Source organism: Pseudomonas baetica, from assembly GCF_051216495.1.
Lineage (GTDB): Bacteria > Pseudomonadota > Gammaproteobacteria > Pseudomonadales > Pseudomonadaceae > Aquipseudomonas > Aquipseudomonas baetica_B.
Map to the genome: position 1 here is coordinate 1 of NZ_JBPKAM010000142.1, position 12315 is coordinate 12315.

Below are 12315 nucleotides of genomic sequence, written 5' to 3' on the forward strand. Positions count from 1 at the left end.
GTGGGCAAAAAGCGCATAAGGAGGCAAAAAAGACAATGGGACCCCCCCCCCCCCCCCCCCACACCCCTCCCCCCCCCCCCCCCCCCCCCCCCCCCCCCCCCCCCCCCCCCCCCCCCCCCCCCCCCCCCACAGGGGAGTTGAGGCTCGTGCTCAGAGGGTCGAACGCAGGCGCCACAGTTCGGGGAACAGCACGGTATCGAGCATCTTGCGCAGGTAGCCGACGCCCTCCGTGCCACCGGTGCCCGGCTGAAAACCGATGATCCGCTCCACCGTGGTGACATGCCGGAAGCGCCATTGACGGAACGAGTCTTCCAGGTCGATGAACTTTTCCGCTAGCTGATACAGATCCCAGTAACGCGACGGGTCGGTGTAGACCTCGCGCCAAGCCGCCTCGACCGAGCTGTCATGTTCGGTCGGTCGCGCCGGGTCGCGCTCGAAACGTTGCGGATCGATCGTCAGGCCGGCATTGGCCAGCAGTCGAATCGCTTCGTCATAGAGCGAAGGCGTGGCAATCGCTTTTTCAAGCTCCGCCAGCAACTCCGGACGATGGGCATGGGGTCGTAGCAGGGTTGCGCTTTTATTGCCCAGAATGAACTCGATCTCCCGGTACTGGTACGACTGAAAGCCCGACGACTGCCCCAAAAATGGCCGGATCGCGTGGTACTCGGTGGGCGTCATGGTCGCCAGCACCGTCCAGGCATGCACCAGCTGATCAAAGATGCGCGAGACCCGCGCCAGCATCTTGAAGGCCGGCGGCAACTCACCCAGGCGCACGTGTTCGCGGGCGGCCTTGAGCTCATGCAGCATCAGCTTCATCCACAACTCGGACGTCTGGTGCTGGATGATGAACAGCATCTCGTTGTGGTCCGGGGACAAGGGGTGCTGGGCACTGAGAATGCGCCCCAGGTCCAGGTAGTCGCCGTAGCTCATCGAATCGGAAAAATTCAGCTCGGCGTTATGCCATTCCTCTGGAGGATTGGCCGATGAATAAGGGCATTGGCTCATTGGACAGCTTCCTCGCGTGGCGATGAATTGAGTGGACGCAAAATGGCCCTCACCGGGCTGGCGTCGAGATGGGCAAAACGCAACGGCAGCGCGATCAACTCATAATCGCCCTCCGGAACCTCATCCAGCACGATGCCCTCAAGGATCGCCATGCCATGACGCGCCACGGCATTGTGCGAATCCATGGACTTGGATTGCTGCGGGTCCAGCGACGGCGTATCGATGCCGATCAGGCGTACACCCAGGCTGGCCAGCAGCTCGACCGTGTCCTTGGCGACCGCTGTGAAGTCAGGGTCCCAAGTGCTCAGGGGCGCTTGCCGGTAAGTGCGCAGCAGGACGCGTTCGGGCAGGTTGGCCAATCGGCCTTGCAGTTGTGCAGGTTTCACCAGCGCGCCGCTGTCCAGGCAATGCAGGACTCGACAAGGCCCAATGTAGACATCCAGCGATACCTCGCCAATCGGCGCGCCTTCGGGGCTGTAGTGCAACGGGGCATCGACGTGGGCGCCGGTGTGTGGCGACAAGGTAATGCGCCCGACATTCACCGGGCATTCGGGCCCGTAGGTCCACACGCGCTCTTCCTGAAACGGTGTATCTCCCGGCCAGGTGGGGGTGGCGGCACTCAAGGGCGGGCTGATGTCCCACCACGACTTTGTATTGTTCATTGCAACGCTTCCGGACTTTTCCGGGATGAATGATACGAGTGATGCCTGTGAATAATCTTGCGAAAACCTCCGGCAACGGCCGGCTCTTTCGCAAAATCCATCACGAAAACGGCGTTTGCGCGCAGGAAGTTTCAACGCCGATGACAACCACCGGGCCAGGTACAGCCACTGCGTTTCTGGATAGCTGAGTGTCGAGCACAGACAACTGATGGCCGGCCAGGCCCGATAGGGTGCGTCTTCAGCTCTCCACCAACGCCCGGAGTCATCATGACCGCCAACGCACCGATTACCGTTCTTCGCGACACCCACCCGCTGCCTGTACTCGACGCCTGCAAATGGGAAAAACTCGAAGGCGACCCGCACACCGTCAACCTCAACGCCTACACCAGCGAAGACGGCAACAAGATCATGGGCACCTGGATCTGCACGCCGGGCAAGTGGTACGTGGAATACGTGAAGTGGGAATACTGCGACTTCCGCGAGGGCTACTGCATCATCACCCCTGAAGGCAAAGAGCCGATTCACCTGCGGGCCGGCGACATTTTCGTCATCGAACCGGGGATGAAAGGCACCTGGGAAGTGGTCGAGACCGTGCGCAAGTATTTCGTCTTCGCCTGATCCCTGCGCAAAACGACACCCGATTACAAAAGCGACACCTGCAACGAGTAGTTTTCCAAGTCGCTACTCGTTGCGTACCAAGCCCTCCATGGACGCACTCACCTCCCCTCCCGACCATTCCCTTCACGCTCCAGACACCCGCGCTAAACACCTCGCCGCTCCATCGGCAGAACGCTCGAAAAACACGGTGATTGCTTTTTGCCACTCGGTGACCGACTGGTTCTCATAACGAACACAAAGTTTTCCCGTGTCGATTTCAGACACCGACGTGGCGCAATCAGGACACTGGATTGTCAGACAAGCCGGGTAAGGTGGCGCACGCTCAAATGTCGCCACCAGAGAAAAAAAATAATGATCAGCCCGAGCTCAAAGGATTCCAGTGGCCAATTGGCGCAGGGCTTCAAGCCTCGTCACGTCACCATGTTGTCGATCGCCGGGATTATCGGCGCCGGTTTGTTCGTAGGTTCGGGGCATGCCATCGCGGCCGCTGGACCAGCTGTATTGCTGGCCTATCTGTTCTCGGGCCTGCTGGTCGTTCTGGTCATGCGCATGCTCGGTGAAATGGCAGTGGCCAATCCTGACACCGGTTCGTTCTCTACCTATGCCGACCAGGCCATCGGCCGTTGGGCAGGTTTCACGATCGGTTGGCTCTATTGGTGGTTCTGGGTGCTGGTGATCCCTATCGAAGCGCTGGCCGCCGGCCATGTACTGAACCAGTGGTTTCCCCAGATCGATGCCTGGCTGTTCGCCCTGCTGTCGATCATTGCGTTGGTGATCACCAACCTGTTCAGCGTCTCCAAGTACGGCGAATTCGAATTCTGGTTCGCCATGGCCAAGGTCGTGGCAATCATTGGTTTCATCGGTGTGGGTTTCGCGGTGTTGATGGGCTGGATTCCCGATCGGGAAGTCAGCGGCTTGAGCGGCCTGATGGCCGAGCACGGCGGATTCGCGCCCAATGGCCTGTCGGCGGTGGTGGGCGCCTTCATCACCATCATGTTCAGCTTCATCGGTACTGAGGCGGTGACCATCGCCGCCGCCGAATCCGACAACCCGTCGCAGAACATTGCCAAGGCCACGCGGTCCGTGATCTGGCGCATCGGCGTGTTCTATCTGTTGTCGATTTTCGTGGTCATCTCCGTGGTGCCCTGGAACGATCCGCTGCTGGCCGAGGTAGGTTCCTACCAGCGAGCACTGGAAATCATGAACATCCCCCACGCCAAATTCATGGTGGACGTGGTGGTGCTGATCGCCGTGGCCAGTTGCATGAACTCTTCGATCTACATTGCCTCGCGCATGCTGTACTCGCTGGGGCGGCGCGGCGATGCGCCGAAAGCGCTGAAGGCGACCTCCAGCGAAGGCGTACCGAGGGCGGCGGTTATCGCCAGTACCGTGTTGGGGGCGGCGATTACCGTGTGGAGCTACTTCATGCCCGCCGGGTTGTTTGAGTTCCTGCTGGCCAGCTCCGGCGCGATTGCCTTGCTGGTGTACCTGGCCATTGCGGTATCGCAGTTGCGCATGCGCCGGATGCTGCGTCGGCAGAACGTCCAGCTGGTCTTTCGCATGTGGCTGTTTCCATGGCTGACCTGGTTGGTGATCGCGTTCATTTGCGCTGCGCTGGCAGTGATGATGATCTCCCCGCAACACCGTACCGAAGTGACCACGACCATTGGCCTGGCCCTGGCGATTTCCTTTATCGGCCTGGTCACCGCGCGTCACCCTGCGCAGTCTGTAAGGGCGACGTCCGTGGGATAACCGGGGGAGAGACCGGTTGCGCACACCCGTGGCACGGCGTTAAACGCTGCCGTGCCACTGGGCCATCACCGCTTTTCGTGTGGACATGAGCACGATGTCATCAAGGCCTACCCTGCTGGACGGCAAACAGACCCAATGCATCGGTTTTCTGCTGCTGGATCAATTCACCCTGATTTCCCTGTCCTGCGCCGTGGAACCATTACGCATGGCCAATCAGTTGTCGGGGCAGGAGCTCTATCGCTGGCATACGTTCAGCCCTGGTGGCCAGCCAGTCTGGGCGAGCGATGGCGTGCCGATCACCCCGGATGCTTCCTGGGACGAGCCCTGGGTGGCAGACACTGTGATTGTCTGCGGTGGGGTAGGCATCCAGAGCGTGGTCACCCGCGAGCACATCACCTGGCTCAAAGCCCTCGCGCGCCAATCCAGACGCCTGGGGGGTATCTGCACCGGGAGCTGGGCACTGGCCAAAGCCGGCCTGCTCGACGGATACGAATGCAGTGTGCATTGGGAGTGTCTGGCAGCCATGCAGGAAGCGTTTCCGCGGGTCAGCATGAGCGCGAGTCTGTTCAGTCTGGACCGCAACCGGTTCACAAGCTCCGGAGGGACCGCGCCCATGGACATGATGCTGCACCTGATCGGTCGCGATCATGGTCGTGAGTTGTCGGCGGCCATTTCGGAGATGTTTGTCTACGAGCGCATACGCAACGAGCAGGACCATCAGCGCGTACCGCTCAAGCATGTGCTGGGCACTCATCAGCCCAAGCTGCAAGAGATCGTCGCGTTAATGGAGGCCAACCTCGAGGAGCCGATCGATCTGGATAATCTGGCTGATTATGTGGATCTGTCACGTCGACAGTTGGAGCGGCTGTTCCAGAAATACCTGAACTGCACACCCTCGCGTTACTACCTCAGACTGCGACTGATCCGGGCGCGACAATTACTCAAGCAAACGTCGATGTCGCTCATTGAACTGGCGACGGTCTGCGGCTTCGTGTCCACGCCGCACTTCTCCAAATGCTATCGCGAGCACTTCGGCGTTCCGCCAAGCGATGAGCGTGCCGGCGCTGAAATGAGCCGCAGGCCAGTGGTGCTTGCCATGGCTCAGCCAACATCGACTCGGCCGCTGTCGGCCCTGGAGCAAGCGAGAAACGAGTCGACGTTTGCCAGCGTGCGGATGCCTGATCGAACCGGGTCATGATCTTTCAGGCATAAAAAAGCCGGGAGATCACCCGACGTGATGTCCCGGCAAATGTCGATGCGCAGGTGCAACACTCTGTGGGAGCGAGCCTGCTCGCGAATGCGTTGGCACATCCAACATCGATGTGACTGACAGACCGCTTTCGCGAGCAGGCTCGCTCCCACAGATTTCCCCCACAGGTATTCAGCTGTTACTGCGGCTTGCGATAACTGTTGATAATCGCCGAGAAGTCGCTGCCCCCTTCCCCGCGCAGGCTCATCGCCTGATACAACTGCTGCGCCACCGCACCAAGCACCACCGGTTGGTGCGCCTGACGTGCCGCTTCCGTGGCCAACCCCAGATCCTTGAGCATCAGCTCGGCACCGAAACCACCGGTGTAGCCGCGAGAGGCCGGCGCCGTTTCGACGATGCCGGGCCACGGGTTGTACATCTCCGAACTCCAGCAACGCCCGGTGGAGCTGTTGATAATGCCCGCCAGCACCTTGGTGTCGATGCCCAGGGCATCGCCCAGCGCCATGGCTTCGCTGACGCCGACCATGGAAATGCCTAGCAGCAGGTTGTTGCAGATCTTGGCGATTTGCCCGGTGCCGACCTCACCGCAATGGACGATGTTGCGGCCCATCTGCGCCAGCACCGGTTGCAGGGTGGCGAACAGTTCTGCGGTGGCGCCGACCATGAAAGTCAGCGTTCCCGCCGCCGCACCGCCCGTACCGCCGGAAACCGGCGCATCGGCCATGGCCACGCCTTGTTTGGCCGCAGCGGCGGCCACATCGCGGGCAGTCTGTGGATCGATGGTGCTGCAATCCACCGCTGGCACACCTTTGCCGATGCCGGCGAGCACACCATCTTCACCCAGCCAGACGCTGCGCACATGTACGGCGGCCGGCAGCATGGTGATCACCAGCTCCGCGCCCTGTGCCGCTTCGCGGGCCGAAGGGCTGATGGTGCCGCCCAATTGCTCCAGCTCCGCCAGCACGGCTTTGTTCAGGTCGACCAGATTGAGCGAGTGACCGGCCTTGATCAGGTTGCGCGCCATCGGCGCCCCCATGTTGCCGAGACCGATAAAAGCAATTTTCATGTCTGGCTCCTTAACGCAAGTTAATGGTGGTGTTCACACCGTCGTTGACGCTGTCATCGTCAAACCAGCGGCTGGTGACAGTCTTGGTCTGAGTGTAGAACTGCACCACTTGCTTGCCATACGGGCCGAGGTCGCCGAGTTTGGAACCACGGGAACCGGTGAAACTGAAGAATGGGACCGGCACCGGAATCGGGATGTTGATACCGACCTGGCCGACGTCGATTTCGTTCTGGAATTTGCGCGCCGCCGCACCGCTCTGGGTGAACAGGCCCGTACCGTTGCCGAACGGGTTGGCGTTGACCAGGGCAATGGCCTCATCGAGGGTGGCAACTTCCAGCACCACCAGCACCGGGCCGAAGATTTCCTGGGTGTAGATCTGCATGTCGGTGGTCACGCCGGAGAACAGGGTCGGGCCGACGAAGTTGCCCTTCTCGTAACCGGGAACCGTGATCTCGCGACCGTCCAGTTCCAGCTTGGCGCCTTCCTTGATACCGCTTTCGATCAGGTCAAGAATCCGCGCCTTGGCCTTTTTCGAAATCACCGGGCCAACGTCGGTGCCCGGCTCGCTGCCCGCGTTCACTTTGAGTTTCTGCGCCAGCGCTTTCAGATCAGGCAGCCACTGCTTGGCCGCGCCCACCAACACCACCACAGAGGTGGCCATGCAGCGTTGACCGGCGGCGCCGAAACCAGCGCCCACCAAGGCATTGAGCGCTTGTTCGCGATTGGCATCCGGCAGCACCACGGCATGGTTCTTGGCGCCCATCATCGATTGCACGCGCTTGCCGTGCTTGCCGGCCAGGTCGTAGACGTGAGTGCCGACCGCGGTCGAACCGACGAAGGACACCGCCTTGATATCTTTGTGGGTGCAAAGCGCGTCCACCACATCTTTACCGCCATGCACGACGTTGAGCACGCCCGCCGGAATGCCGGCTTCGATGGCCAGTTCCACCAGCAGCATGGTCGACATCGGGTCCTGTTCGGACGGCTTGAGCACGAAGGTGTTGCCGCAGGCGATGGCCATCGGGAACATCCACAGCGGAATCATCGCCGGGAAGTTGAACGGGGTGATGCCGGCGCACACGCCGATTGGCTGGCGCAGGGTGTAGGTGTCGACGCCACCCGCAACGTTTTCGGCGAACTCGCCCATTTGCAGGCTGCCAATGGAGCAAGCATGTTCGACCACTTCCAGGCCACGGAAAATGTCGCCTTCGGCGTCGGCAATGGTTTTGCCTTGCTCGGCACTCAATACCTGGGCGATACGCTTGGAGTGCTGACGAATCAGCTCCTGCAGCTTGAGCATGATGCGCATCCGCGCGCCGATCGGGGTCAGCTTCCAGGTCTGGAAGGCGCGATGGGCGGCACTGATGGCTGCGTCGACTTCTTCAGTGGTGGCGAACGGCACTTTGGCCAGCACTTGCTGGGTGGCCGGGTTGACGATGTCGTGCCATTCGGTGGACTTGGATTCGACCCACTCGCCGTTGATCAACAACTTGACCTTTTGTACGGTGGTTTCGTTTGGCGTAAGCGATGCGTTCATGTGGGTCTCCTGGACTTTGTTCTTATCAGGGGAGCCAAGGCGAGAAAGTCGCCTTGAGATGAGGCGTGTGCCGTGAATTGGTTGTCGGGCTGTTTTTGGAGTATAGATGTGCAAACTTCTGATAAGAACGCACATAAAAGCCGGTCCAACATGCAAAAAAACATCACGTCTTTAGGTTCGCTGAACTGGGACGACCTCAAGTTTTTCCTTGAAGTGGCCCGCACCCGCAAGGCCAGTACCGCCGCCAAGCGCCTGGCCGTCGACTACACCACGGTGTCGCGACGTATCAGTTCGCTGGAAGCGTCATTGGGCACGTTGTTGTTCGAGAAGTCCCGGACCAGCGGGTTTGTCCTGACCGCCGAAGGCCAGCGCCTGATGGGTTATGCCGAATCGATCGAAAGCACGTTGCACATGGCCTGCGAACAGGTGTCGGGCTCCGGCGTGGCGTTGTCCGGCCATGTGCGCATGGGCTGCACCGAAGGTTTCGGCAGCTTCTTCATCACCCCGCAACTGAGTCACTTCGTCGACGCCTACCCAGCCATTTCGGTGGACATCCTGCCGCTGCCACACTTCATCAGCCTGTCCAAGCGCGAGGCCGACATTGTCATCGCCCTGGAACGCCCGGAGCATGGGCCGTACGTCTGCTGCAAACTCTGCGACTACCGCTTGCAGCTATACGCGACCCAGGAATACCTCGACAACCACCCGGCCATCCGCCGCCCGGCCGACCTGGGCAACCATTCATTCATCAGTTATGTCGACGATTTGGCATTCAGCTCCGAGCTGCTGTACCTGGCCAACGTATTGCCCGGTGCCAGCGCGAACTTACGCAGTACCAGCGTGATTGCACAATTCGTGGCGGCGCAACAAGGCCGATCCCTGGCCATCCTGCCCTGCTTCCTCGCCGCGCAGGACCCCAGCTTGCTGCCGGTGTTGCCAGAGGAAATCAACATCACCCGGCAATTCTGGATGTACTGCCGCGAGGACCTGCGCAAGCTCAAGCGGATCACCCTGTTGTGGGATTACATCAGGGAGGTGACGGAGCTCAATGGGCCGCTGTTGCTGGGGCAGACACGTGAGTTGCGGTTTGTTGACTGAGTTCCAGGAGGCAAATCAGCCAGGTATCACACGACAACCTTTGCGGCTGACTTCCAGCCGCTTGTAGCTCGCCAGATTGTCGTCATGTGCATCCATCAGTTGAGGCAAAGCGGCCTCGGGTTGATCCAGACGCAAAGTCAGCAGAAAGTCGACATCACACTCCCACCACTTGCTGTTCAACAACCTGTCCGCAAGTTCGGGAGGGTGGCGGTACTTGATCACCTTCGCCGGGAAACCCGCGACGACGGCATAGGGAGGTACATCGTGAAGGACCACGGCACGCGTCGCGATAATGGCACCGGTGCCCACCGTGACCCCTTCCATGATCATTGCATCGTGCCCGATCCACACATCGTCGCCAATGGTGACATCAACAATTTCCGGCTCGAAGGATAGCGAGGTGTTGGTGAACTGAAAGGGATGCGAGCTTACCCAATCCGAAGGGTGAGTGTTTTTGTCCTGACCGATATAGCAGTTGCTGCCGATGGAGCAGAATCGGCCTATCGACGATACAGCCGAAAGCACGCAATCACTTCGGATGTAGGTGTGGGCACCAATACTCAGTTGCTTGGCGTTGATGATGACTTTTCCAAGCGATACGTTCTCTTCCAGTATCAGCCTGGTTTTCGCGCCAAGAGACGACACCCCTCCAGCGACCTTGCAGTGATACTGGCGGAGCCATTTTTTCCAAGAGTGGTCCCGAAGCGCATTTATGATTTTTTTCATCTGGAAATCGTCGTCTCCGCCTATCTACGATGGCGTACTCGCCCGAGCCTTGAAAGGGTTAGACCAGACTGACAATCTGGAAAAGCCCGTGAAATAACCAGGTTCCGGTTACAGATGATGCCGTCAAAATATTTCTCGATTATTCAGCACTCACGACGATCGAGACACGGCGGTTTTCAGTGCGTCCGGAGGCGGTGTCATTGGAAGCCACAGGGTCGCCGCTACCCAGACCACGCAACTGAATGTTCTCCTGTTTCATACCCGCAGAAGCCAGGACTGTGCCGACACTTTTGGCGCGCCGCAGGGAAAGTTGTTCGTTATAGGCTTCCTTACCCGACGCGTCGGTGTGACCATCGACTCTCACCCGCTCGATTCCGACTCCCAGCAACGATTTGCCGATGCGCTGCACAATGTCAGTGCTCTGCGTGTTCAAGCTATCAACGTCACTGCCAAACAGCACTTTGCCGGACAAGCCAAACTCCCAGCCCTCATCGGTCAGCTCGAAACCTTGCTGTTTCAATACGGCGATCTGGGCCGGTGTCAGGCCTTTTTCCGGCACCGACTGACAACCGGACAGCGCCAGTACGGCCATCGCCAAGGTGATTGCGAAAAACCGCAGTGAACGCTGGAAGAATGAGGACACGGAAATCAGCTCCTGATTTGAACGTTGTCGACAAGGTACTCCGACCCTGCCGTGTGCTGTGCGCCTCGGGCGAGGCGCTTGGCTTGATACATGGCACCGTCGGCTGCATTGAGCAGCGCACCGGGTGTAATGCCATGATCGGGGTAAATGGCGATGCCGATACTGAGTGAAGTCAGTACCTGGTGATCGCCAGGCAATGAAATCGGCGTCTCCATGCTGGCAATGATCTTGTCGGCAATCCGCTCGGCATCTTCGGTCTTGTACAGGGGTGCCAACAGCACAGCGAACTCGTCGCCCCCCAAGCGTGCCACCAGGTCCTCTTCGCGCAGTTGTGCGCGAACCCGATTGGCCACGGCCACCAACACCGCATCCCCGGCCGCATGGCCGAAGCCGTCATTGATTTCCTTGAACCGGTCGCTGTCGAGGAACAGTACGGCCACTCGTTCATTCAGTTTGTTGGCGTTGCGTAGCGCACGCAGCAGCCGGCCCTCGAAAAACGCCCGGTTCGGCAATCCCGTGAGGCTGTCATGGCTGGCTTGGTGAGCGAGTGTTTCGTTCTCGTTTTGCAGGTGCGTCTGCCAGGACTCGAGCTCATCGAGCAGGGCATTGAAGTCGTTGCCCAGGTTGTCGAGTTCGGCGATGGCCGCTGCCGGTACGCGTCGATCAAAGGCTCGCTCGCTGCGCGCGGCATGAGCCACCGCGGCCAGGCTGCGCAAGGGACCCGTGATTCCGCGCAGCTGCCGGCGAGCCAGGTAGAGCGCTACCCAGGCACTAATCGCCGTGCACAGCACAATTCCCACCAGACCGCTGAGCAAAAAACGCATCAGGCTGCCGCCGTGACCGGTGAGCAGAATGCGGCCAATTTCCTGGCCCTGATGAGCGATCGGCATGTCGATGGGCTCTTCCAGAAAGGCCTTGGCCAGCTGCATTTCGAGCGCGGTCAACAACCCGGTTTCCGATCGCTGCCAGCGCGCCAACACCTGCCCCTTCATGTTGAGGACCTGGGCATCGGCCACTTCTTCAGTGGAGGCGATCAACGCCAATGCCTCGGAGGCCGCGGCTTCGTCGTTGAACACGACGGCGGCTTCCACGGTGTAATTGATCGAGCGGGCGATCAGGTGCAGGTTGTGGTCGGCATACACCCGCAAGGCCAGAACGCCAAGCAGTGTCAGTGACACACTGGCCATGGCCACGGCCATCAGCGCAACGATCAAATGACCGCGGCCGATGACCGAGCGCAAGGTCGGGCGATGACCCGGTTTGAATAAACTCATGAAGCCGCCGGTTTGCGACGGGACAGTTGCAGCACACTGGGATGAATGCGCACACCACTGCGGGCGACGGAGTCGAGGTTGACTTCAAATGACACCTGATCATCACCGACCCGCAGGCAAAACAGACTACCGACGGTGCATTGATCGTCGCTCTCGCTGATGCTCACCACAGGCCGTCCCGTCAGCGACGCGAATAGCCGACTGCGTTCTTCGCCGGTCAATTGGCCGATGTACACCGCATCGCATTCATCGGCGATGGACGCGTTGTCGGCCAGGCGCCGTTGCACCGTCACGGGCCGACCGGTCGCCTGGGTCGTGCCTTTGACCAGATCATCGGTGTATTGAGTCGGGCCAACCACACACAGGCGAAGTTGCGCCGGCTCGACCGGCCAACGGGCATAACTGAGAATCCCGAGTACCACCTGTGTGACCGATTCGGCCCGTTGATCGACCAGGCTCGCCGGGGGTTGCGGTTGCGCGCAAACGACACCGGACAGCAAACAGAGAAGGCCGGCGCGCAGTGCTTGTTTGCAGCCAACGACACGCTCTGTCGTCCAGACAGCCACCTTCATCCTGGGATTCTCTTCAACCGTTACCAAATGATGCCGCAACGATAGCACAGCGTATTGTTGTAGGAGAGGGGGGGGGGGGGGGGGGGGGGGGAGGGGGGGGGGGGGGGGGGGGGGGGAGGGGGGAGAGGGGGGGGGGGAGAGACGAAAACGCC

Annotated in this window: 12 protein-coding genes; 4 read left to right on the top strand and 8 right to left on the bottom strand. The window is 60.2% G+C overall.

All coding sequences use genetic code 11. From position 1 onward, the window contains the following. Window positions 1-150: 150 nt before the first annotated feature. The gene (gene kynA, locus ACSFE6_RS28795; protein ID WP_435430779.1) at window positions 151-1005 is read right to left on the bottom strand and encodes a tryptophan 2,3-dioxygenase; all 855 of its coding nucleotides are present in this window, start codon (window positions 1003-1005) and stop codon (window positions 151-153) included. Next, complete coding sequence (gene kynB / locus ACSFE6_RS28800; RefSeq protein WP_435430780.1) at window positions 1002-1667, bottom strand: arylformamidase; 666 nt, start codon at window positions 1665-1667, stop codon at window positions 1002-1004. Before kynB ends, kynA begins: the two co-directional genes overlap by 4 nt. A 267-nt stretch (window positions 1668-1934) precedes the next feature. On the opposite strand from kynB, the gene ACSFE6_RS28805 reads away from it, so the two are divergent. The 3 genes from ACSFE6_RS28805 to ACSFE6_RS28815 all read left to right on the top strand — a co-directional run bounded on the left by ACSFE6_RS28805 (window position 1935) and on the right by ACSFE6_RS28815 (window position 5235). Beyond that, a complete protein-coding gene (locus ACSFE6_RS28805; RefSeq protein WP_175388829.1) occupies window positions 1935-2285 on the top strand; it encodes a cupin domain-containing protein in 351 nt (116 codons plus the stop codon). 351 nt (window positions 2286-2636) lie between these two features. Beyond that, on the top strand, window positions 2637-4037 hold the full coding sequence (gene gabP, locus ACSFE6_RS28810) for a GABA permease (protein ID WP_435430781.1): 1401 nt from the start codon (window positions 2637-2639) through the stop codon (window positions 4035-4037). Between the two features lie 94 nt (window positions 4038-4131). Continuing rightward, on the top strand, window positions 4132-5235 hold the full coding sequence (locus ACSFE6_RS28815) for a GlxA family transcriptional regulator (RefSeq protein ID WP_435430782.1): 1104 nt from the start codon (window positions 4132-4134) through the stop codon (window positions 5233-5235). Window positions 5236-5425: 190 nt separating this feature from the next. Here the strand turns inward: ACSFE6_RS28815 and mmsB are convergent, their stop codons facing one another. Together mmsB and ACSFE6_RS28825 are read right to left on the bottom strand one after the other, a co-directional pair. Further along, the gene (gene mmsB, locus ACSFE6_RS28820; RefSeq protein WP_435430783.1) at window positions 5426-6313 is read right to left on the bottom strand and encodes a 3-hydroxyisobutyrate dehydrogenase; all 888 of its coding nucleotides are present in this window, start codon (window positions 6311-6313) and stop codon (window positions 5426-5428) included. Between the two features lie 10 nt (window positions 6314-6323). Then, the gene (locus tag ACSFE6_RS28825; protein ID WP_435430784.1) at window positions 6324-7850 is read right to left on the bottom strand and encodes a CoA-acylating methylmalonate-semialdehyde dehydrogenase; all 1527 of its coding nucleotides are present in this window, start codon (window positions 7848-7850) and stop codon (window positions 6324-6326) included. Window positions 7851-8000: 150 nt separating this feature from the next. Between ACSFE6_RS28825 and ACSFE6_RS28830 the strand changes: the two genes are divergently transcribed. Further along, window positions 8001-8948 (top strand): LysR family transcriptional regulator, encoded by a 948-nt coding sequence (locus ACSFE6_RS28830; RefSeq protein WP_435430785.1) that lies wholly within the window; start codon window positions 8001-8003, stop codon window positions 8946-8948. A gap of 15 nt (window positions 8949-8963) precedes the next feature. On the opposite strand, the gene ACSFE6_RS28835 is transcribed toward ACSFE6_RS28830, so the two are convergent. The 4 genes from ACSFE6_RS28835 to ACSFE6_RS28850 form a co-directional block, all read right to left on the bottom strand. After that, window positions 8964-9674, bottom strand: coding sequence for a CatB-related O-acetyltransferase (locus tag ACSFE6_RS28835; protein WP_435430786.1), 711 nt, complete (start codon window positions 9672-9674; stop codon window positions 8964-8966). Window positions 9675-9813: 139 nt separating this feature from the next. Then, window positions 9814-10266 carry an OmpA family protein gene (locus ACSFE6_RS28840; protein ID WP_435430789.1) on the bottom strand — a complete coding sequence of 151 codons (453 nt, stop codon included), beginning with the start codon at window positions 10264-10266 and terminating at the stop codon, window positions 9814-9816. A gap of 56 nt (window positions 10267-10322) precedes the next feature. Continuing rightward, entirely contained in the window at window positions 10323-11591 is a 1269-nt protein-coding gene (locus ACSFE6_RS28845; protein ID WP_435430787.1) for a diguanylate cyclase domain-containing protein, read from the bottom strand. Beyond that, a complete protein-coding gene (locus ACSFE6_RS28850; protein ID WP_435430788.1) occupies window positions 11588-12163 on the bottom strand; it encodes a YfiR family protein in 576 nt (191 codons plus the stop codon). The genes ACSFE6_RS28845 and ACSFE6_RS28850 overlap by 4 nt, the downstream gene beginning before the upstream one ends. Window positions 12164-12315: the final 152 nt, after the last annotated feature.